Genomic DNA, 21,516 nt, shown 5'->3' on the forward strand with positions numbered 1-21,516 from the left:
GGAAAGTGAGTCCTGACGGGGAGGAATGGCGCGTTAATTACAAAACTCATGCGGCCGTCCAATCCGAAACATCAGGTAAATCCCCCGCGGTCGGGATTGCGTGATTTAACAGGTTTCCGGATTCTCCCAGAAGAGGGTGGGAAGCCAGCTTCCGGCGAGTATTCAAGTAAAAACCGCCGCCAGCAGGAGCGGCCTCCATCCCGTACATTTGTGACTTCAAGGAGTGGTCGGATGGCCATGGACGAGTACGGTTTGCACGCCGGTTTCCTGCATGCGGCAAGGCAGTTCGCGGATCGCCCGGCGCTGGATGTGGAGGGGGGCGAGATCCGTTATCGGGATCTCTACGCCGCCAGCGCCAGCCTGGCTTCGGACCTTCAGGCCGTCCTGCCCGCCGACGGGCCGCGCACGATCGGCGTTCTGGCCCAGCGCTCGCGCATACTGTATCAGGGCCTTCTGGGGGTGCTGATGGCCGGGCACACGCTGGTACCCCTGAATCCGTCCTTCCCCCCCGAGCGAACACGGCGGATGGTCGATCTGGCCGGTCTGGGGGCCCTGGTCGTGGATGCCACCGGGATGCAGTCGCTGGATGGCTGGCTGGGGCCGGAACATTCCGATTGCGCGATCTGGCTGCCGACCCGGGAGGACTGCGATGCCTTTCGGTCCCGCTGGCCCGGACATGCCTTTCATGCCCTGGACGCGGCCTCGACCCCCGACGGATGGTCGCCGGCCCGGGTCAATCCTGACGATCTCGCCTGTCTGTTCTTCACCTCGGGCAGTACCGGCGTACCCAAGGGCGTGGCCGTGCGTCATCGCAATGCGGTCCGGTTCGTCGCCATGTCGCGGGAGCGCTATGACCCTCTGGGGCTGAGCGAGAATGATCGGTTCTCGCAGTTCTACGACATTACCTTCGACTCCTCGATGTTCGACCTGTACGTGGGCTGGGCCTACGGGGCGTGTCTTTGTTGCCCCTCCGCCCGGGAGTGGTTCAACCCCAACCGCTACATCGCCGACAAGGCCCTGAGCGTCATCGACATCACGCCGTCGGCCGGCCATGGCATGAGTCGCCGCAACGGCTGGGCCCCCGGCCGTTTCCCCCAGCTGCGGCTGTGCCGCTTTGGCGGCGAGGCCCTGTCGGCGGAACTGGCCAGGATTATGGCGGCCGCCGCCCCCAACGCCACGATCGACAATGCCTACGGACCCACCGAGTGCACCGTCGATGCCTGCTTTTACCGCTGGGATCCCGAGCGGTCGCCGGCGGAGTGCATACACGGGATGGCGCCCATCGGCTATCCGGGCAACCAGGTTGGGGTTCTTGTGGTCGACGAGGCCTTTCGGGAAGTGCCAGAAGGAGGAGAGGGCGAACTGCTGATCAGCGGGCCACAGGTAAGCGCCGGGTACTGGAAGGATCCCGAGCGCACCGCGGCCGCGTTCATCCGGCTCGGGGAAGACGACACCCTTCATTACCGTACGGGCGATCTCGTGCGGCGCCCGTATCCCGAAGAGCCCCTGCAGTTTCTCGGACGCTTCGATCACCAGATCAAGATTGGTGGCGTTCGCATCGAACTGGGCGAGATCGAACAGGCCCTGCGCGAGGCCGCGGCGACCGGCCAGGCCGTTGCGGTCGGCTGGCCGCGCACCGCGAGCGGGGCTTCCGGCATCATCGCCTTTGTGGTCGCCGAGCACGCGGACGTGGAGGGGATTCGAGAACAACTGCGGAAGCGGCTCCCCACCGTGATGGTGCCCCGGGAAATCCATCTTCTGGACGAACTGCCGCTGAACGCGAATGGCAAGGTCGATCGCAAGATGCTCGTCGAGACGCTGCAGGCGGCCGAAGCGTGAATAGCCCAGTGCTTTCAGGCCCTGCCACTGCGAGAGCGGCGAGATGATGGATGCGCTGGTTCAGTTGCGCTCCTCCCTGCACCGACATGGCTGGTGGCGCACCCTGGCCCTCATCCCGCGGAACATCCTGTTCCGGCTGACGGACTTCGACCGCAAGCATGGCACCAATACCGGCATGCAGGCCGAAGACGATGCGGGTCTGCCGCAGGAGCACGAGGGATACGAGGGGGCCCCCCCGCGCCTGTTCCACAGGATCATCCGCTCCCTGGACATCGCCCCCGTGCGCTATGCGTTCATTGATCTGGGATCGGGCAAGGGCAAGGCGCTGCTGCTCGCGTCGCATCACCCGTTTCGGCGGATCATCGGGGTCGAGTACAACGCGCGTCTGGATGCGATCGCCGCCGCGAATGCGCGGATCTACCGGCACCCCGAGCGCTGTATGCACCGAATCGAAACCGTCTGTGGCGACGCCGGTGCGTTCGAGTTGCCGCCGGGCGACCTGTTGATCTACCTGTTCAACCCCTTCAAGGCCGCGATCATGGAGCGCGTGCTCGCGAACCTCGAGAGCGCCCTGCAGGCCGACGGAGAGCGGGACGTGCTGGTCGTGTACCAGAACCCGACCCAGCGAAGGCTGCTGGACGAGGCCCCGTTTCTGGAGCGGGTGGCCTACCGGGAGTACCGCACCAGGCGGCTCCAAAAAATGCCGATCGGTCGTGTCGCGGTGTACCGAAATCGCCGAGGCCCTGCGCGCGCCTAGCTCCGTGCGAGCAGGGCCTTCACCGTACTGGCCCCCAGATACCCCCAGGTCTTCATGCGTCCCGGTCGGCGGACCAGGGCCTGAAAGAACGCGCGCCGGGCGATCCGTGGGTCTCCCTCCCAGTAATGGTGGTAGCCGAAGGTGAAACAGGCATCACCCAGGCGCTCGCGAACCCGGGGCCAGGGGGTCGTTTCGCCATTGGGTCCCACCAGACCCCAGCGGCCCAGCGCCCGCTGGACCACTTCGACCTCGTAGTTCACATCCGGGTACTTGGTCATGCAGCCACGCCCGTGCAGGCGATAAAGGGCGGTGACCCGGTCCAGCTGGCGGTACTCGGTCAGGCGCGAGGCTCGAATCCAGTAGTCATAGTCCTGGCCGCGCTTGAGCTGCGGGTCGAACGGGCCGACCTGTTCCACCAGCTCGCGCCGCATCATCACCGTGATCGTATGCGGCAGGGATTCCATCAGCAGCTGGTTGTACACCCAGCCCGAACCCTCCGGGACAATCCCCGGCACCTCGGTCACCGGGACCGGGGGGTCGGCCAGGGTATGGGGCGGGGCGAACTGTCCGCTGGCATCGGGCTTCCACGCCAGAAAATCCGTGTGCACCAGGCCGATCTCCGGGTACTGCTGCATATACAGCACCTGGGCGGTCAGCTTGCCGGGCAGCCAGACATCGTCGGAATCGATGAAGGCGATGAAGTCGCCCTGGGCAGCCGCAATGCCGGTATTGCGGGCCACGGCCGCCCCCTGGTTCTGCTGGGTCAGCAGCGTCAGACGGTTGCCATACCCGCGCAGGATCTCGACCGTCCCGTCGGTCGAGCCGTCGTCCACCACGATGAGTTCGATGCTGGGGTAGTCCTGATCCAGGACGCTGTCGACGGATTCGGCAATGTAGGCCGCCGTGTTGAAGGCCGGCATGACCACCGACACCAGAGGCTTGCGGGGGAGCCCTTCCGGCTCGGCCGGGGGTGCGTTGTGCGCCAGGGAGGCTTCCATGGGTGGCATCATCCCGGGCTGTGTCCTGGTGCCTGGCGCAGCCAGTCATGTGTCCATGTCGCAACCTGGTCGCGCCATTCGCGGTGGGAAAAGGTGTGGTTGGCGTCCGGCAGTTCGCGCAGGGTCACGCGTGGCTGTTGCAGCAAGCCGTCCCAGGCCGGTGCATGGCTGGCCACATCCCGAAACTCGGCGGCCGTCAGGTCCTCTCCGCTCAGGACCAGCAGGATCGGCCCCCGAAAGCGGCGCCAGCCCTCGGCCATCCGGTCCGGCAAGGGGGCAGATGAAGCATCGGCACGGCCCTCGTCGGTCGCAGCCGGGGAAGCCCCGGCACGACGGCCCACTACCGTGCCGACCATTCGTCCCAGGGAGCGCAGGGAGACCCAGGGGTTGAAGCGCCCCTTTAGGGCGCCTGACCAGAAGTTGCGCGAAACAAGCCGCTGGAGGTAGTAGGTCTTCAGGTAGGCGCGGGCCAGGCCCTCGTCGGTGCGGACCCACGGGTTGGCCAGCACCAGGCCCGCCACCCGGGGGTCCCGCCAGGCATAGAACAAGGCGGCGGAGGCCGCACCGCACAGCCCCCAGATCACGACCTCGCGCATTCCCGGTACCTCGGCCGAGAAGGTATCCATCGCCGCGCGCAGGTCATCGTGCACCTCTTCGTAATCGCGCTGGGCGCCGGACGCGTCGCCCATGCCGCGAAAATCGAAGCGGAACACCGGGATCCCCTGGGCCGCCAGGTCGCGCGCCAGGAGCAGAAACTGGCGATGACTGCCGACGCGATACTGCGGGCCGCCCACGGCGATCAGGACGCCCCGTGCGGCCCCGGCGGCGCCGGGGTGAAGGATGCCGAGCAGCTCATCCCCGCCCAGCCGGAAGACGACCGCCCGCTCGTTCATGCCGCCTGCCCCAGGGATACGGTGTGTCCCAGGCAATCCATGGTGTGTTCCAGCAGGGCCGGGACCTCGAGGATGTCCGGCGCATTCCAGAAGGGTTCGCCGAGGACAACGAAGGCGTGTGCTTCCACCCCCTGCTCGTGCCACGTGTCCAGCGTCCGGGTGCTCCCCGGGGACAGAGCAGCGCCCTCGCTGTCGCTGACCTCGAACCAGTACACCGGCCCGTGTGGCGGTGGTGCCAGGCGGGCCTTTGCCAGTGCCTCTGCCAGTGCTGGCGCCAGGGTATAGCCCGCGACCTCGATGGCTTCTCCCGCCTCCAGTCGGCCGCGCAACTGCCCCGTGCTTTCCTTCTCCCCGCCCATCATGGCGGCGGCCATGCGCAGGCGGAGGAATTGTGTCAGGTGCTGTTCGCCGTTGGTGACCGGTTGCCACAGCACGGTCGCCGCCACCGACGGGGCGCGGGTGGCCAGAAGGTCGCTGATCAGCAGGGCGCCCGCGCGCAGTCCCCAGAGGATCAGGGGGCCTTGGTCGTCGGATTTCGCCTCCAGGTGATCCAGGCAGCGCGCGAGGTCGTCGAGCCAGTTCTCCCAGCGCGCATCGCCAAAATCGCCTCCGCTGTCGCCGCAGCCGTACAGGTCCGGCAGCAGGACGGTGTACCCCTCGCGGGCCATGCGCCGGGCCTGCAGCGCCACCATGCGCCGGGCCTTGTTCAGCTCCTCGGCAAACGGGGGTACGAACAGGACCCGCCCGCGGGCAGGGGTCCGGGCGGCCGGGTGCAGGACATAAAAGACCGGTCCGGCGCAGCCCGGCAGGAAACCGGCCTCCATCTAGGCACCATTCTTGTGTTCAACGAAATCGACCAGGGCGCCGACGGTCTCGAACGTCTCCGCACTGACGTCATCGTCATCAATGACGATGTCGAACTGTTCTTCCATCTCGTTGATCAAGGAAACCACCGCCATGGAATCCAGTTCGGGGACCCCGCCCAGCAGGGGGGTGGAGCGGTCAAAGTGCTGGGCGCGGCCGTTCAGGCCGAGGGCGCTGTCAAGCAAGGCCTTGATGTGCTCGAGCGTCGACATAATGCTGATCTCCTGTTCCCTGGTGGCGCATTCCGCATACTTCCAGAAGCCCTATTGTGAAAGTTTGTGGCCGACAACTGGAGACCTTGCGGGTACCAAATAATCAATACTTTAAAGTGGTCGGCAGTCCCTCCATCATTGAGTTTTACCTTTTGCCGGCATTTTTTGTTTGCTGGAAGGTAAACGCGGAAACTTGTATATCGGCATGCCCACGGACGCCATCACAGGCGGGTATTTGCTGCTGTTTCCTTGAACGCCACTTCAGGCGACAGGAAGGCCAATGGCGGGACTATGTGGATGGTTTGGAGCGCCCAGGGAGGCGGCGGGCGATATTCTCGGCCTGCAGGAGGCGGGGCTCCCTTCGGTCCCGGGTGAGTCCAGCGCGCGCTGCGATGGCCCCCGGGGCGGGTGTCTGGTCCAGGGCGGCTGGGTGGTCCAGGCCCCGGATGGGCTGATCGCGGGCATCACCGGCCACCCCCGGTGGCGGGAGCGCGGCCTGCAGCGTCTGGCGCTGGAGCAGTCGCCCGCACATGCCTTGCTGGACGCCTACCGGCGTTTCGGCGATGCCCTGTTCAGCCAGCTGGCGGGGGATTTCGTGGTGGCGATCCTGGACCCGCAGCGGCCGCGCCTGCTCGCGGGCGTGGACCGTATGGGACAGGCCTCGCTGCACTGGGCGGCGGTGCCGGGCGGGGTAGTCTTCGGGACCACTGCGGGCAGTGTGGTTCGCTATCCCGGTCTGAGCCGCGAACCGACCCCCTCGGGGCTTTATCACTACCTCTTCTTCCACATGTTGCCCGCACCGGTCAGTGTATTTGCGGGCGTCGAGAAGCTGCGCGCCGCGCACTACCTGGACCGTCAGGCGGACACAATCCGCGTGAGGCCGTACTGGCTCCCGCATTTCCGCGAGGCGCGCATGGGCGATGCCGCCGAAATGGGGACGGCCCTGCGGGATCAGCTGCGCAATGCCGTCAAGCAGCAGCAGGAGACGCCAAAGCCGGGGGCCTTTCTCAGCGGAGGTCTGGACAGTTCGACCGTGGCCGGGCTCCTGGCCGAGACCACCCCCGAGCCGCCGCCGACATTCAGCATCGGTTTCGATGCCCCTGGTTACGACGAGATGGAGTACGCCCGCATCGCGGCCCGGCACTTTGCGACCCAGGCGAACGAGTACTACGTGACGCCGGACGATGTCGTCGCCGCCGTGCCCCTGATTGCCGGCAGTTACGACGAGCCCTTTGGCAACTCCTCGGCGCTGCCTGCCTATTTCTGTGCACGCATGGCAGCACAGGCGGGCGTGACCCGGCTGCTGGCCGGTGATGGTGGCGACGAACTGTTTGCCGGCAACGCACGCTATGCCAAGCAGGGCCTGTTCGAGCACTGGCAGCGCCTGCCGCGCCCCTTGCGCCAGGGCATGCTGGAACCCCTGGCGACCCGCATTCCCCAGGGGGCCGGCTGGCTGAGCAAGGCGCGCCGCTACGTGGAGCAGGCGCGCATCCCGCTGCCCGATCGGCTGCAGACCTACAACTACCTGTACCACCTCTCGCCCACGGCGATGTTCGAGCCGGACTTTCTCGCGGCGGTGGATACCCAGGCCCCGTGGGATTTGATGCGCGAGATCCACGACCAGCCGGCACACGCCTCGTCTCTGAACCGCATGATGTACCTGGACTGGCAGCAGACCCTGGCCGACAACGACCTGCGCAAGGTCACCCGGATGTGCGAGCTGGCCGGCGTGGATGTCGTCTTTCCGATGCTGGATGACGACGTGGTGGAGTTCTCCCTGGGCATCCCGTCCGACCAGAAACTGCGCGGGCAGCGGCTGCGCCACTTCTACAAGGAGGCGATGCAGGGCTTCCTGCCCGACGCCATCATCGACAAGAAGAAGCATGGCTTTGGTCTGCCCTTCGGGGTGTGGATGCACGACCACGCGCCGCTACGCGAACTGGCCTATGACAGCCTGCTGCGCCTCAAAGGGCAGGGCTTTTTGCGGCCGCAGTTCATCGACGAACTGATAGCGCTGCACCGCGACGGACATGCGGCCTACTACGGCGACATGGTGTGGGTGCTGATGATGCTGGATCTCTGGCTGCACGCCCCGGCGAGCGAGATGCCGGCCGAAGCGCGCGCCCAGGCGGGCGGTTACTGAACCCGGCAGACCACGTGCCGGTGTTTGCCACCGGCCTCCGGGGCGATGGCCTCGACCTGACGAATCTCCACCGCCAGGGGTTCCCCCAGGGCCTGCGCGAAGGCGCGCCGCAGGCCTTGCTCCACGGCATCGGCCAGTGGTTCGTCGAGGACCAGCAACAGCTCGATCCGGTCCGGCGCCTGCTGGATGATCTTGTACGAGCGCAGGCCCGCGATCTCGCGCAGGCAATAATTGAAATGACTGCCGTGCACCCAGCGGCCATCGAGCGCGATCAGGCCGTCGTTGGCCCGCCCCTCGATCTCCCGCAGCAGCGGCAGGCCGCGCCCGCAGGGGCAGGGCGCCGGGTCCAGCGCGCCACGATCACCGGTGCGGTAGCGGATGAAGGGATACTCCGGGCCCATCAGGTTGGTGACCACGATCTGCCCGGTCTCGCCGGCCGGAAGCGGTCGCCCGGCATCGTCCAGGATCTCGACGATCAGCGCCTCGGCCGTCAGGTGCAGCCCGCCATGCGGGCACTCGCGTGCGATCAGGCCGGCATCCCGGCCGCCATACTCGTTCGCGATCCCACAGCCCAGTACGTCGGTGATGATCGCCCGCCACTCCGGGCGCAGGACCTCCGACGTGGTAAAGGCCACCCGAATGCCCAGATCATCCAGGCGCCGGCCCTGTTCCCGCGCGTGTGCGCAGACCCGTGCCAGTACGGAGGGATAGCCGAAGATCATGCGCGGGCGGAACTCGCGAGTCTGGTCAATGATGGCATCGACCCGTGCCCGGTCGAGGTCGCGGGCCGGGACCAGGCGCGACCGCAGCACGCGGTCGCGCCAGGACCGCAGGCGATTCTGTACGTCGGTCTCGTTCGGTGCGCCCCACAGGACCAGCTCGCGATCGCCAATGTCGACGCCCCACCAGCGGGTCGCGCGCCACTTGGCGGCGATGTCCATCGCAATGCGCTCGCGCCCCAGCCAGAAGGCCAGCGGTTCGCCGGTCGAACCGCTGGTACGTTGCGCGACCAGGTGTTGTGCCCCGTCCGCTCGCCACTCATGGCCTGCCTGGCGCAGCACGGCCTTGTCGATGATCGGCAGGCGTTCAAGATCCGCAAGGCTCGTCAGTGCGCGGGGTGACCAGCCCTGGTCGGCGAACCACTGGCGGTAGAACGGTATCTGTTGGGCCACGCGTTCGAGCAGGAGCTGCAGGCGGGTCAGCTGCAGGTTCTCCAGTGCCTCGGGTGCCCACCACTGGGTCGCCTCCAGCGCCTTGCGCAGGGGCACCGTCGGGTGCCCCTTCAGCCGTTCGTGCACGGGAAATGCGCCATGCGCGACCAGCGATGTATACAGCTCCATGCTCAGGCGCGCCTTGGCAGGCGGTGGTCCACGGACCCGGCGATCGTCTCGAAGGCCGCGACCAGTTCCGGAATCCGCACCCGCCAGTCATTCGCCCGTGCATGGGACAGGATCGCCGCGCGGTCCCACTCGCGACCCAGGGCCTCGTGGATCGCCGCGCGCAGTGCGTCATGATCCCCGTACGGGACGATCAGCCCCACCTGCTCCGAGGCGACCACCTCGGCGTTGCCTCCCACATCCGTGGTGACGATGGGCAGCCCGCAGGCCGAGGCCTCCAGGAATACATTCGCCCAGCCTTCAAAGCGCGTGGCGAGCACGAACAAGTCCCCCGCGGAGTACACGAACCGCAGCTCGTCGGGCGCGACGGGCCCGAGGAACCATACCCGGTCCTGCAGCCCCAGTGACTGGACCTGCTGGCGCAGCTCGGCCTCGTTGTTGCCCTCGGGGGTGCCGCCTCCAGCAATCATCAGGTGCAGGTCCGGGTGCTGCTGCAGCAGCTCCGGCAGGGTGGCGATCACGCGGTGAAAGCCCTTGCGCTCGGACAGTCCGCCGACAGAGATCAGGAACCGCCCCTCGGCGGGCAGGCCCAGGCGCTGCCGGGCCAGGGCCGGGTCCTCCGGCTTGAAGCGGTCGAGATCGGCCCCGTTTCCCACGACCTGCACGTGGTCGGGCTCGATGCCCCAGCCCAGCGCCTCGTCGCGCAGCGCGCCGGCCACCGAGAACACCCGCGCTGCATCCTCCAGCGCCCGGCGAATCTGCACCCGGTGCAGTGGCCGGTCGCGGAAACGGTTCAGGCTGCCGCGCAGGGTGATGGTGTAGGGGCGGTTCAGCCAGCGCGACAGCCAGCGCGCGGCGACCCCGTCGGGATAGATGAAATGGGCATCGATCACGTCGAAGCCGAACTCGCGCTGCAGCCGGCGCATCAGGCGCAGGCTGCCGAGCGCCTGAAAGAAGCCGTCGGTCCACTTGAACAGGCCCGGGATACACAGGAAACGAGGGTGGTATACGTGAATTGACCCCTGCCTCTCGAAGGCCGGCAGCGGCGGTCGGGCGTGCGGACGCAGGCGCCCCAGCCAGTGCTGGAACGGGAACCAGGGCGCCGGGGCCACGACGACCAGATCGAGATGTTCGGCGACACGCCGCATGCGTTCGCGCACGAACAGTCCCAGATTGGGTTGCGCCGCGTTCGGGTACACGCGCGTGTAGACCACCAGACGTGGGCGCCCGTCATCCGGCACGCAGCACCTCCGGCCGGGCCCGCAGCCCGTCGTAGACCGACTGGTAGCGCGCGACACTCGCCGCCCAGGTGCGCTCCTGTTCCACGAAACGCCGTCCGTTCTCCCGCACCCGTGGCCAGTGTTCCGGGTGCGCGAGCGTCTCCAGCACCCGGGCGGCCAGGGCCTCGGGGTTGTCGGCCGGGAACAGCCAGCCGGTCTCGCCATCCCGAATCAGCTCCCGGTGCCCGCCCACGTCCGATGCCACCAGAAGGCGCCCCTGGGCCATCGCCTCCAGTGGTTTCAGCGGCGTGACCAGGTCGGTCAGGCGCATCGAATGGCGCGGATACACGAGCAGGTCGACCAGGTCGTAGTAGCGCTGCACCTGGTGATGCGGGACGCGCCCGGTGAAGATGACGCGGTCCTGGATGCCGAGGCGTTCGGCCTGGGCCTTCAGGCGCTCGGCTTGCGGGCCGCCCCCAACCAGCAGGATGCGCACGTCGGGCGCCCGGGCCTGGATAAGCGGACAGGCCTCGAGCAGGGTGTCCAGCCCTTCGTAGGCATAAAAGGACCCGAGAAAGCCGAGCACACGGGCGTCACCCAGACCCAGTTCGGCCTTCAGGGCGGGATCGGGTTGACCGCCCAGGTGGAAGTCATCCGCGTCCACCGCATTGGGGATCACGGTGACCCGCTCGGCCGGGATGCCGCGCGCGATGATGTCGCGGCGCAGCCCCTCGCAGATGGTGGTGACATGTCCCACGCGCTTCAGGGCATAGGTCTCCAGCTCCCGCGTCAGGCGGTAGCGCAGGCCATATTCGCGGGCGGTGCCATGGTCGACCGCGGCGTCCTCCCAGAATGCCCGCACCTCGTAGACCACCGGAATGCCCAGCCGGCGACCGGCACGCAGGGCCGGCAGGGCATTCAGCGCGGGCGAGTGCGCATGGATGATGTCAGGTGCGACCTGGCAGGCGACGCGGGTTAGCCGCTGGGTCAGCGCCTGCATCAACCCCCATTGTTCGACCCCCGGGATCGCGCTCGGGTTGTAGGTCGTGCGGTAGAAATGCAGGCCGTCGATCGTCTCCTCGTCGGTCTGGGCGCCGGTATGCTTGGGGCTGGTCAGGTGACAGGTCTGCCAGCCCCTGCGGCGCTGTTCGCGCAGGATGGCCGCGGTGCGAAAGGTGTACCCGCTGTGCAGCGGGATGGAGTGGTCGAGGACGTGGAGGATCTTCATGCCGCCGCCCTCGCTTCGTCGCCCGGCGCCGGTCGGGTCACCACGAGCCAGAATCCCAGGCAGCGCAGCGTGGCCTGGTCGAGCCCGCGAAACGGCGCGGCCAGATAAGGGGCCACTGCGGCCACATCCTCGTCCAGTGCCTCGGCCGTGGACTCGAGATGCCGAACCACGAGTCCCGCGCGTTTGATCGCCTGGCGGTAGCGGTCCAGACGCCAGCGGTTCGGGACACCCTTGCCGGCATACATCCAGTGCCACAGGCCGACCGGCCAGGTGAGAAAGTCGAGCGGGTTTTCGCGGTGCAGGCCGTGGCTCTTGAGGTCCACCTGGTGGACCGCCAGCGCCCCTGGTTTCAGGGCCGTCGCCATGTCGCGAAAGGTCGCGTCCAGGTCGTTGACGTGCTCCAGCACCGCGCGCGAATAGATCAGGTCGACCTCGGCGTTCAGGCCCGACAGCCCATCCCGGGTCACACGGTATTCCAGCCGCTCGCTGCGAAACCCGGAGGCCGGATCGCCGGGGCGCTCGAAGCAGGCCGCCGCCCGTTCGCGCGCCTCGGGGTCCAGACCGTCCAGCAGGCACTGCAAGACCTCCAGCTGAAAGGGACTGCGCTGCGACAGCGCAAAGCGGTCGACGCAGGTTACCCGGGCCGCGCCATGGGCGAGCATCAGCAGGGCCACGCCGGGCACGTCGCCGGGCCCGTACTCCAGCAGGTGCTTGTCGCGAAGTGCGTCCTCGATGGCCTCGGGCGGGACCGCCAGCTGATCGAAGTAGTCAAAGAAGCAGGTGGTGAAGTACTGCGCCACGGATTCCGCCGTCTCCACGCCCCGACCACGGCCCGTCTCGTTGGTCAGGCGAACATAGAGTCCGGGGGCGCCCCGGGCCAGGAGGTTGCTGAGGATCGCGCGGGTGGCACGCGAGGCATCGGCAACCGGGTGGCGTCCATACATGGCTAGGCTCCAGGCAGGACACAGCCGCTGCGCGGGCTGGTCGGTTGCACCTTTTCCAGAAAGGTCTGGAACATCATCAGTGACCACAGCGCCGCGCTGTGATCGCGCGCGCCCCGGCCATGCTCGTCGACCAGACGCCCGAGGGTGCGTTCGTCGAACAGCCCGGAATCACGCATCTGCTCGCCCAGCACCCGCTCGTGCATCGCCTCGCGCAATGGCCCCCGGAACCAGTTGGCCAGGGGTACGGCGAAGCCCCGCTTGCGTCGATAGAGAATCGAGTGGGGCAGGTAGGGCTCCATCGCCTTTTTCAGGACCGCCTTGCCTTCGCCGTCGCGCAGCTTCAGTTCCGGCGCGAGGGTGGAGGCCCACTCCACCAGCGGGTGATCCAGCAGCGGCACGCGGACCTCCAGCGAGTGCGCCATGCTGGCGCGGTCGACCTTGGTCAGGATGTCGCCCGGGAGGTAGGTCTTGAGGTCCAGGTACTGCACCAGCGAGAGCGGGTCATCGGTCGGGGCCCGCCCGGCATGGGCGCGCAGCACCTCGACCGCCCCGTAGCCCTGCAACTCGCGCCGGAACGCCGGCGAGAACAGCGTGCTGCGCTGCTCGTCGCGCAGCACCGACACGCCCTGGAAGTATCCCTCGACCGCATCCCGCGCCAGTGCCTGGAAGGTCGCCCGGGCGCGCAGCGGGCGCGGGGCCCAGTCCGCCTTGGGGTAGACCTGGGCCAGGCCGCCGAACAGCACGCGTCGCAGGCCCAGGGGCAGCGGATTGCGCAGGCGTTCCTCGGCCAGGTGGTGCCGATATCGGCGATAGCCCGCCAGGTTTTCGTCGCCCCCGTCGCCGGACAGCGCGACCACGACCTGTCGGCGCGCCTGCTCGCAGACGCGGTAGGTCGGCAGGGCCGAGCTGTCGGCAAAGGGTTCATCGTAGAGATCGCCCAGGCGTCCCAGCAGGGCAAAGTCATCGGGGTCGACCTCGCGGTTGTGATGCTCCGTCGCGTAACGCTCGGCAACCTCCCGGGCATAGCGCGACTCGTCAAAGGCGGGGTCGGCAAAACCGATGGAGCAGGTGCGCACGGGATCCGAGGATAGCCCGGCCATCATCGCCACCACGGCGCTGGAATCCACGCCCCCCGACAGGAAGGCCCCCAGCGGTACCTCGGCGACCATGCGGATGCGCACGGCCTCGCGCAGACGTTCGGTCAACTCCTCCGCCGCCTCCGACATGCCGATGGGGGCGGCTGTCGCAAAGGGGACATCCCAGTACGCGCGCGGGCTGGCGGCGGAGCGCTGGTTGCGCCGTACGGTCAGCGTATGCCCCGGTGGCAGCTTGTGGACGCCGGCCAGAATGCTGCGCGGCTCGGGCACATAGCCAAAGGCGAAGTATTCCTCCACCGCGCAGGGGTCGAGCTCGCGCGTCTGCCCGGGATGGGCCAGCAGTACCTTGAGCTCGGAGCCAAAGATCAGCTGGCCATCGGGCAGCTCGCTGAAGTAAAGCGGCTTGATGCCCAGGCGATCGCGCGCCATAAACAGCGTCTGGGTATGGCGATCCCAGAGGGCGAAGGCGAACATCCCGCGAAAGCGCTGGACGCAGTCCTCGCCCCATTCCTCCCAGGCGTGCACGATGACTTCCGTATCGCAGTGGGTACGAAAGCGATGGCCTGCCCGCTGGAGCTCGTGGGTCAGCTCCGGGAAGTTGTAGATCTCGCCGTTGTAGGTGACGACGACGCTGCCGTCCTCGTTGAACAGCGGCTGCTGGCCACCCTTGAGGTCGATGATGGACAGGCGACGATGCGCCAGCCCGACCCCCGGCTCCAGGTGAATTCCGCCTTCGTCCGGGCCCCGGTGGAACTGGGTGGCATTCATGCCCTCCAGGCAGGCGCGATCGATTGGGCGCCGCCCGTTCAGATCGAAGATACCGGCGATACCGCACATGTCAGCGTCCCATCGTTTCGTGTTGTCGCCGGCGGCCCCCCGCCCGAACCGAGGGGGTTCGGGCGTTGGCCCTGTCCAGCAGGCTGTCGTAGACCCCGAGGTAGCCGGCGACCATGGCGTCCAGGCTGAACGCGGCCTCGGCGCGAATGCGGGCCGCCTGTCCCATGCGCTTGCGGGTATCCGGACTGGCGAGCGCATCACGGATGGCCTCGGCGAGGGCGGCCGGCGCCCCTGCGGGGACCAGGGCCCCTGTCTTTCCAGGGGTCACCAGGTCAGGGTTGCCGCCGACGTCGGTCGCGATCACCGGCAGCCCGGAGGCCATGGCCTCGAGAATGGTGTTGCAGATCCCCTCGGCCAGCGAGGGGAGGACAAAGAGGTCCATCGCCCGCAGGCACTGCGGGATGTCCTCGCGGGCACCCGGCAGCCATGCCTGTTGCGCGACCCCGGCGGCCTCCAGGCGCTGGCGGGCCTGTTCCCTCAGCGGGCCGTCTCCCACGATCACCAGGCGAAGACGGTCGAAGGGCACCGGGGTGTTTTCGCGCAGGGCAATGAATGCCTCTACCAGGTCCAGCGGGGCCTTCACTGCCTGCATCCGCATCACGCTCCCGATCACGATGTCCTCCGGGCCGGCAAAGCCCGGGGGCCAGGGGCCTGTGCGGGTGCCCTCGCGCGGGTGGAAGCGCCCGGTATCCACCCCGTTACAGATGTGCGTCAGCCGCTCGCTTCCGATGCCCACCCGTTGCTGCAGGTAGTCCATCTGATGGCGCGACAGGGCGATGTACCGGCCGACCAGGGGGCGCACCAGCCGTCGCATGTAACGATGCTTGTCGCGGGAGCCATTGAGGTCGGCAATATCCCAGCCATGCTCGCCATGTACCCGGGCGCGCACGCCGGCCAGGGCGGCGGTGACCTGCCCCTCCAGCGTGGCCAGATTGCGGGTGTGGACGATCGCGGGGCGCAGTTCGCGCAGCAGCCGCCACAGGCGCCGATGAACCCCGAAGTCCTTGCCCTCGCGCTTGTGCAGGGCATGCAGGCTGATGTCGTCCCGCTGCAGGCGCTCGCTGAACCGCGTGTAGTCGGTCATGCAGATGATCGCGTGCCGGTAGCGTTCGGCGGGCATGTGGTTGAGCAGGTTGACCAGCCCGTTCTCCATGCCGCCGACATCCAGCCGATGGATGACATGAGCCACGCATGGGCGCGGGTCGGCGGCGCTGTCCTGGGGTGTCCGGGTATTCATCGCTGGCTGACGTCCTGCAGCTGTTCCAGCACCTGCGGCATCGCGGCCTCCACATAAGCGCGCATTGCGTCCTCGGCCGGCTGCAAGTCATCTCGGTACTCGGCGTAGACCACGATCAGCGCGGCATCGTCGCGCCCGCCCAGCAGCCGGCTCGTGGCCTCGCGGGCCTTGACCTCGAAGGGGCGGGTGGTGAGATGCCCGTTCGCCCAGTACCACTGCCAGGCCACCATCTGCTGCTGGCGCCCGCGCAGCAGGACCCGCTGTGGATCGGGATAGCCCGCGACCTCCGCCTGGCCACGGCGGGCCTGGCTCCACTCGGCCCGCTCCCGGCCCGCCAGCGTGTTGTGCCAGCCGAGCATGTTTCCGTGGCGCGCCTGTTCGCGGTAGAAGCCTACGTGCATCCCGACTGCGGCCTGTGAATCGTTCACGACCCAGCCCCCGCGCTCGGCCCGCATGAACTGGTAGCCGGGCTGCCAGCCGGGCCGCTCCTCAGCGGGCACGGCGGTCCAGCCGGAAGGCACGACCGGCCCGGTACCCAGCCCCTGTACCGGGCCGAGGTCCCGGGTGTCCATCCAGTAGGCATAGACGGGCCCCAGCGTGACCACCAGCGCGGCGATCACGGCCATATGAGCAAAGCCCATGGCCCCGGTCTGCGGGGCATGTGCCGGACCTCGGCGGGCGGGTTCCCCGGTCGCGCCATCCTCGCGCCAGAAGGCCCCGATCCAGAACATCAGAAAGATCACGACACCGAAGAAGACCCACCCGTAGATCAGGTGGTCGGCACCTGCGGCATACTCCATGTCGCTCAGGTGTCCGATCATCACGATCATGTAGGCGCGCAGGCCATTGGCGATGATCGGGACGATGATCGCGACACCGACAAAGGCCAGCCGCCGCCAGAGGCTCCGGTACATCAGGTAGGCGTACAGCGTCCCCAGCGCGACCGACGCAATCAGATAGCGCACGCCGCTGCAGGCCTCGACCACCGACCAGCGTCCGGTCGGCAGTTCAAAGTGCAGGCCGTCGCGGTAGATCGGTATCCCGGACAGCTGCACCGCCGCGACGGTGAACTCTGCGGTGAAGTCCATCAGCGGCGGCACCAGGAATTCGCCAAACGGGACGGCGAACAGCAGATAGGCCAGCGGGAACTGCAGGACACGCACGACCGCGGTGCCCATGACCAGCCACACCAGGAAGGGGATCATCAGGGTTGCGGCAAACTGGCGCACCGAGATGACATCCACCAACTCGCCCATGACCCAGGCAAGCCCCAGCAGCACGATCGGTATCAGCGCCAGGGGAAAGGGGCGGGGCGCTACGGCTGCCAGCTCGTCACGCTTGAGATAGACCAGAAACAGGACGATCGGTACGACCAGGAATCCATGCGCGAAGGTATCCGAACGCGCCCAGGTATCCACCATCGAGACGAAGGTGGGCGCGAACACGATCAGCGTGGTCGCAATCAGGGCGGCCAGCGCCAGTACGGGAGCCCACCACCGCTGTACCAGTGGTTGGGACATCACGGTGGCCGGCGTGCTCATGCATCCCCCCGGGAGGCGATGGGTTCGCCCGCGTGCGCCGGCGCGCTCTCAAGAAAGTCGTGCAGGCACGCGAGATTGCGGCCCCAGTCATAGTCCGTGGTGATGCGTCGGCGGGCGCGGGCGGCCATCCCGGGATCGGGCTGTTCCAGACACTGCAGGACCGCGCGGGCAAACACCTCGGGGTTGGTCTCGGCCTCGATCACCTCGTCGTTACGTACGGCGGTGATCCCCTCGAGCGCCTGCGGGGAGGCCACGACCGGCCGCGCCAGCGCCATGGCCTCGAGCACCTTGTTCTGGACCCCGCGCGCGATCCGCAGGGGTGCCACCGAAACCGCGGCACCACCGACCCAGGGGCGCATGTCCTCCACCGGGCCCACGACCTCGACGCCCGGCTGGCGTTCCAGTTCGCGGACCTCCGGCGCGGGCCGACTGCCGACAATGTAAAAACGCACATCCGGATAAACCTGGCGAATGCGTGGCAGGACGGATTCGGCGAACCAGACCACCGCCTCCACGTTCGGCCAGTAATCCATGGCCCCGCTGAACACGATCGGCCGGACCGGGTCCGGGTAGGGACCTTTCTTCGGGAGGTGCTGCGGATCGAAGTACGCCGCATCCACGCCATTGTTCAGGGCATGCACCCGCTCGGCGCTTTCCGGCGCCAGGGCCCGGAATGCCGCGGCCTCGTCCGGTGACACGAACAGGCTGGCCTCGCTGCGCGCCGCGACCTGCCGTTCATAGCGCAACAGCTGGCGGCCCTCGCGGCGGTAGATCGCGCTCATCGGCCAGGGCTTGCTGGCGGCGTACTGGGTCCACTTGTCGGAGTCGACATCGACGAAGTCCACCACCCGGGTCAGGCGGGACAGGGACGGGAGGTACTGCGCCATGGCCGAGGAGAACACCAGCGCGCGGGTGATCTCCTGCTGCTCCAGTACCCGGTCGACCCAGCGTTGCAGCGCCGCATCGCGATACCAGGGGAGGGTCAGCGGCTCCTGTGTCAGCAGGCCGCGCAGGGCGCGCCATTTTGCGCGTCCCGGCGAGAGCGGGCGTACACAGACGCCCGCGCAGCAGTGCTCCAGCTCTTTGACGTAGGCCGCATCGGCCGGGTCGTCGATGAAGGTGCCCAGGTAGACCCGATAGCGCCGCGTCAGATCGCGCAGGATATGGTACGAGCGAATCTTGTCGCCCTTGTTCGGCGGCCAGGGGATTCGATGGGTCAGATAAAGTACGGCATCCATTACAAACTCACCCGCTGCTGCGGTCGAAACGGAAGCCCCAGTGCGACCCGTCCCCGGGTGTGCTGGGGTGTTGAATAACGATCACGAGCACTACCCGAGATTGCGGGACAGCCAGGGCCCCACGCGGTTGGCCACGCCCAACGGCAGTCGCTGCCACGCCTGGATGAAGTAGCGATACTTCGGGTTGAGCGGGTTCACGTCGGGCATGGCCCGGGCACGCACCAGGTCGTATTCGTAGTACAGGGGCTGTGGTTCGAAGCCCCAGTTCTTCTTGAAGCTGAACGACCCGGTATCGCGCTTGCTGCGACCAAAATCGAAGATGCGCAGCCCCGACTCGCAGGCCCGCCGCATCACCTCCCAGTACATGAAGTCATACCCGGCCACCTCGCGGGCGCGCGGTGTACCGCCGCCGTAGTAGGGCAGGACCTGATCGCGGAAGTAGAAGTTGAGCACGCTGGCCACAGGGGTCCCCGCGTCGGTGACGGTCAGGATCCGGCAGTCGTCGCCGAACACGGTGCGCAGGATGCGGAAGTAGCGCCGGCTGAACACGGGCGTCCCCATGCGATGCACGTTGGCCGCATAGATCGGGAAGAAGCGATCGATGTCCTGGTCGATCTCGCTGACCAGGCCGGCCTTGATGCCCTTGCGCACCATGCGCCGCTGTTTGCGCGGGATCGCCTCCAGGTTCTCTTCGACCTCTTTCGCCATCTCCTTGCGAAAGGTCACATACAGGTGCTTGGTCGGCCGGTCCGGGTGGTAGGGCGCCATATGGCGGTACTCGAGATAATCCACCTTGTATTGCCGTGCGAGCTCCCGGGCCCGGTTGTCCAGGGCCACGAAGGCCTCTTCGGTGCGCGCGGCGATGCCGCCGTACACACAGAACGGCAGGGACACCAGGGAATGACCGAACAGCACGCTGCGCACGCGCGCCAGGGGCAGGACGCCCTCGATCCCGTTCGGGCCTTCGGCAAACAGGAAATGGGTCGAGTGTCCGAAGGCCTGTTCGATAACCGTCTGCCAGCCCGCGCGATGGAAGAACGTCGCCACCGGGCAGGTCTCGACAAAGGCATCCCACCGGGCCACATCGGCCGGCGTGAGTTCCTGGACCTGCAGCGCGGTCGCGCGCGTGGTCGTGGGTCGCTGGTCAGTGGACTTGAGCATGGCTGTTCGCTGTCGTCGGGGTTGGCGGCGCCGGAGTGGCGAGGAGGTGGGCAAAGACCTGGTCCATGCGGTCCCAGCGGAAGTCCTGCAGCAGCCGCTGCAGCCGCCGTTCCGTACGCCCGAGGTTGAGGTAGTGGCGAAAACGCGTCCTGGCACTCACGCCGGAGACACGGGGTTGTCCGGGGTCGATTTCCCAGGGGTGGAAATAGAACACCCCGGACAGGCCGTCTTTGTTATTGATCCTCCGTAACGCCTGGCGGGAGACGGCATAGGGCAGCAGCCGAAAGTAGCCGCCGCCGGCCGCCGGCAGATTGCGGCCAGCCACGCGCAGGGTGGCCGGGGGCAGTTCCAGCACGCCCTGAGGACCCCGCGGGCGATAGGGGTGACGCGGCGCGGTCGGTGTGCCGTAGTGATCGTGCTGTACCGGATAGATGCTCGAGCTGTAGGTGTGCCCCGTCTCGGCCAGCAGGTCGAGCGCCCACAGGTTGCCTTCGCCGATCGAGAAGCTGGGGGCGCGATAGCCGCGCACCTCGACGCCGGCGATGTCTTCCAGAGTGGCCTTGGCGCGGACGATGTCCGCGCGAAATGCCCGAGGTTCCAGTTCGGTCACCCGCTGGTGCCCGTAACCGTGGCTGGCCAGCTCGTGTCCGGCGTCGACAATCCGGTGCACCGCCTGGGGGTAGCGCTCGGCGATCCAGCCAAGGGTAAAGAAGGTCGCGCGTACCCGGTGATGATCGAACAGCGCCAGGATCCGCTCGAGGTTGTATTCCACGCGACACTCCTGGCTGTCCCAGCAATGGCTCGGGAAATGCGGCGCCAGGGCCGACACCTGAAAGTAGTCCTCGACATCGACGGTCAGGGCATTGGATACGGGGGGTGGTGCGGACGACATGGCGGTTTCCCCGGCACTAGTGCCGGGCGACCTCCTTGTGATTGAGGTCCGAGAACCTGTTCAGCGAGTCCAGGGCGTCGAGGATGCGCTGCGACTGCCGGTAGTTGATTGCCAGGGCGTGTTCGATCCTGTCCAGGCGTTTTTCCATCGCCTCGTAGCTGTCCTCCAGACGGATCAGGGTCAGCTCGTTGGCAACGGCGCGTTCGCTGTCGATCACTCCATTGACGGCGTTGCCGGGTTCCGCTGTGGCCGTCTCCTGCTGCGCGCCAAAGTCCTCCTCGATCTCGTCGATCACCCGGCGAGCCTCGTCGGCGTCGAGGTCATAGCGCTCCTCGAGGTATCCCATCAGCAGCAGGCGGTCGCACAGGGTGTTCACCTTGCGCGGGATACCACCGGTGAACTCATGGATCACGGGCCAGATATCGGTGGCGAAGTGGGGCGTTCCCTCCCAGCCCACGCGCGACAGGCGGTGCTCGACGTAGGCCCGGGTGTCACCCTCGTCCATCGGACCCAGGTGATAGGTGGCGATCACCCGCTGGCGCAGCTGCTGCATGTTTTCGCTGCGCAGGATGTCGCGAAATTCGGGCTGGCCCAGCAGGAAGCTCTGCAGCAGCGGCCCGTCAACGCCCTGAAAATTGGACAGCATGCGCAGCTCTTCCACCGCATCCATGCTCAGGTTCTGCGCCTCGTCCACGACCAGCAGCGCGCGCTGCCCGCGCGAACGCGTGTTCAGCAGGAAGCGCTCCATGTGGCGCAGCTGGCTGGCCTTGTCATCGCCGGTTCCTTCCAGGCCGAAGGCCAGGCACACCGAGCGCAGCAGGTTCTCGGCATCCAGCTGGGTGCTGACCAGTTGTGCCGCGAGCACCCGCTTGGTGCCGAGTGTCTCGAACAGGCTGCGCACCAGGGTCGTCTTGCCGGCCCCGACCTCGCCGGTGATGACGATGAAACCCTCCTGCTGTTGCACGCCGTATTCGAGGTAGGCCATGGCCCGCCGGTGGCCCTTGCTGGCGTAGAAGAATTTCGGGTCCGGGCTGAGGGCGAAGGGCTTGCCCTGCAGCCCATAGAAGTTCTCGTACAT

The 21,516-nt window shown here is 67.3% G+C and carries 18 protein-coding genes; 3 read left to right on the forward strand and 15 right to left on the reverse strand.

Annotated features, from left to right (window positions below):
• Window positions 1–231 precede the first annotated feature (231 nt).
• Together F579_RS0109495 and F579_RS0109500 are read left to right on the forward strand one after the other, a co-directional pair.
• Window positions 232–1,839 (forward strand): AMP-binding protein, encoded by a 1,608-nt coding sequence (locus F579_RS0109495; RefSeq protein WP_019023428.1) that lies wholly within the window; start codon window positions 232–234, stop codon window positions 1,837–1,839.
• A gap of 43 nt (window positions 1,840–1,882) precedes the next feature.
• Window positions 1,883–2,596 (forward strand): class I SAM-dependent methyltransferase, encoded by a 714-nt coding sequence (locus F579_RS0109500; protein ID WP_019023427.1) that lies wholly within the window; start codon window positions 1,883–1,885, stop codon window positions 2,594–2,596.
• On the opposite strand, the gene F579_RS0109505 is transcribed toward F579_RS0109500, so the two are convergent.
• The 4 genes from F579_RS0109505 to F579_RS0109520 are packed head-to-tail and all read right to left on the reverse strand — an operon-like array spanning window position 2,593 to window position 5,563.
• Window positions 2,593–3,594: a glycosyltransferase gene (locus tag F579_RS0109505; RefSeq protein ID WP_019023426.1), complete on the reverse strand. Its 1,002-nt coding sequence runs from the start codon at window positions 3,592–3,594 to the stop codon at window positions 2,593–2,595. The genes F579_RS0109500 and F579_RS0109505 overlap by 4 nt on opposite strands.
• 8 nt (window positions 3,595–3,602) lie before the next feature.
• Window positions 3,603–4,487: a hydrolase 1, exosortase A system-associated gene (locus F579_RS0109510; RefSeq protein WP_019023425.1), complete on the reverse strand. Its 885-nt coding sequence runs from the start codon at window positions 4,485–4,487 to the stop codon at window positions 3,603–3,605.
• Window positions 4,484–5,311, reverse strand: coding sequence for a hydrolase 2, exosortase A system-associated (locus tag F579_RS0109515; RefSeq protein WP_019023424.1), 828 nt, complete (start codon window positions 5,309–5,311; stop codon window positions 4,484–4,486). The genes F579_RS0109510 and F579_RS0109515 overlap by 4 nt, the downstream gene beginning before the upstream one ends.
• Window positions 5,312–5,563 carry an acyl carrier protein gene (locus F579_RS0109520; RefSeq protein WP_012983883.1) on the reverse strand — a complete coding sequence of 84 codons (252 nt, stop codon included), beginning with the start codon at window positions 5,561–5,563 and terminating at the stop codon, window positions 5,312–5,314.
• A 430-nt stretch (window positions 5,564–5,993) separates the two neighbouring features.
• On the opposite strand from F579_RS0109520, the gene F579_RS0109525 reads away from it, so the two are divergent.
• Window positions 5,994–7,706 (forward strand): asparagine synthetase B, encoded by a 1,713-nt coding sequence (locus tag F579_RS0109525; protein WP_019023423.1) that lies wholly within the window; start codon window positions 5,994–5,996, stop codon window positions 7,704–7,706.
• Here F579_RS0109525 and F579_RS0109530 read toward each other — a convergent pair.
• The 11 genes from F579_RS0109530 to F579_RS0109580 form a co-directional block, all read right to left on the reverse strand.
• Window positions 7,700–9,046, reverse strand: a complete 1,347-nt coding sequence (locus F579_RS0109530) for a phenylacetate--CoA ligase family protein (protein WP_019023422.1) — start codon at window positions 9,044–9,046, stop codon at window positions 7,700–7,702. The two genes, F579_RS0109525 and F579_RS0109530, sit on opposite strands and share 7 nt — an antisense overlap.
• Before the next feature lie 2 nt (window positions 9,047–9,048).
• Window positions 9,049–10,284 (reverse strand): glycosyltransferase, encoded by a 1,236-nt coding sequence (locus F579_RS0109535; protein ID WP_019023421.1) that lies wholly within the window; start codon window positions 10,282–10,284, stop codon window positions 9,049–9,051.
• Entirely contained in the window at window positions 10,274–11,491 is a 1,218-nt protein-coding gene (locus F579_RS0109540; protein WP_019023420.1) for a TIGR04063 family PEP-CTERM/XrtA system glycosyltransferase, read from the reverse strand. Before F579_RS0109540 ends, F579_RS0109535 begins: the two co-directional genes overlap by 11 nt.
• Window positions 11,488–12,435, reverse strand: a complete 948-nt coding sequence (locus F579_RS0109545; protein WP_019023419.1) for a methyltransferase domain-containing protein — start codon at window positions 12,433–12,435, stop codon at window positions 11,488–11,490. The genes F579_RS0109540 and F579_RS0109545 overlap by 4 nt, the downstream gene beginning before the upstream one ends.
• A 2-nt stretch (window positions 12,436–12,437) precedes the next feature.
• Window positions 12,438–14,369, reverse strand: a complete 1,932-nt coding sequence (locus F579_RS0109550) for an XrtA/PEP-CTERM system amidotransferase (RefSeq protein WP_019023418.1) — start codon at window positions 14,367–14,369, stop codon at window positions 12,438–12,440.
• A 1-nt stretch (window position 14,370) separates the two neighbouring features.
• The gene (locus tag F579_RS0109555) at window positions 14,371–15,606 is read right to left on the reverse strand and encodes a TIGR03088 family PEP-CTERM/XrtA system glycosyltransferase (protein WP_019023417.1); all 1,236 of its coding nucleotides are present in this window, start codon (window positions 15,604–15,606) and stop codon (window positions 14,371–14,373) included.
• Window positions 15,603–17,147 (reverse strand): exosortase A, encoded by a 1,545-nt coding sequence (xrtA, locus tag F579_RS0109560; protein WP_019023416.1) that lies wholly within the window; start codon window positions 17,145–17,147, stop codon window positions 15,603–15,605. Before xrtA ends, F579_RS0109555 begins: the two co-directional genes overlap by 4 nt.
• Window positions 17,144–18,385: a TIGR03087 family PEP-CTERM/XrtA system glycosyltransferase gene (locus tag F579_RS0109565; RefSeq protein ID WP_019023415.1), complete on the reverse strand. Its 1,242-nt coding sequence runs from the start codon at window positions 18,383–18,385 to the stop codon at window positions 17,144–17,146. Before F579_RS0109565 ends, xrtA begins: the two co-directional genes overlap by 4 nt.
• A gap of 90 nt (window positions 18,386–18,475) precedes the next feature.
• Window positions 18,476–19,546, reverse strand: a complete 1,071-nt coding sequence (locus tag F579_RS0109570; RefSeq protein WP_019023414.1) for a FemAB family XrtA/PEP-CTERM system-associated protein — start codon at window positions 19,544–19,546, stop codon at window positions 18,476–18,478.
• Window positions 19,530–20,438: an XrtA system polysaccharide deacetylase gene (locus F579_RS0109575; protein WP_019023413.1), complete on the reverse strand. Its 909-nt coding sequence runs from the start codon at window positions 20,436–20,438 to the stop codon at window positions 19,530–19,532. Before F579_RS0109575 ends, F579_RS0109570 begins: the two co-directional genes overlap by 17 nt.
• 16 nt (window positions 20,439–20,454) lie before the next feature.
• Entirely contained in the window at window positions 20,455–21,516 is a 1,062-nt protein-coding gene (locus F579_RS0109580) for an XrtA/PEP-CTERM system-associated ATPase (protein ID WP_019023412.1), read from the reverse strand.

This window comes from Thioalkalivibrio sp. ALJ21 (assembly GCF_000378605.1).
Classification (GTDB): domain Bacteria; phylum Pseudomonadota; class Gammaproteobacteria; order Ectothiorhodospirales; family Ectothiorhodospiraceae; genus Thioalkalivibrio.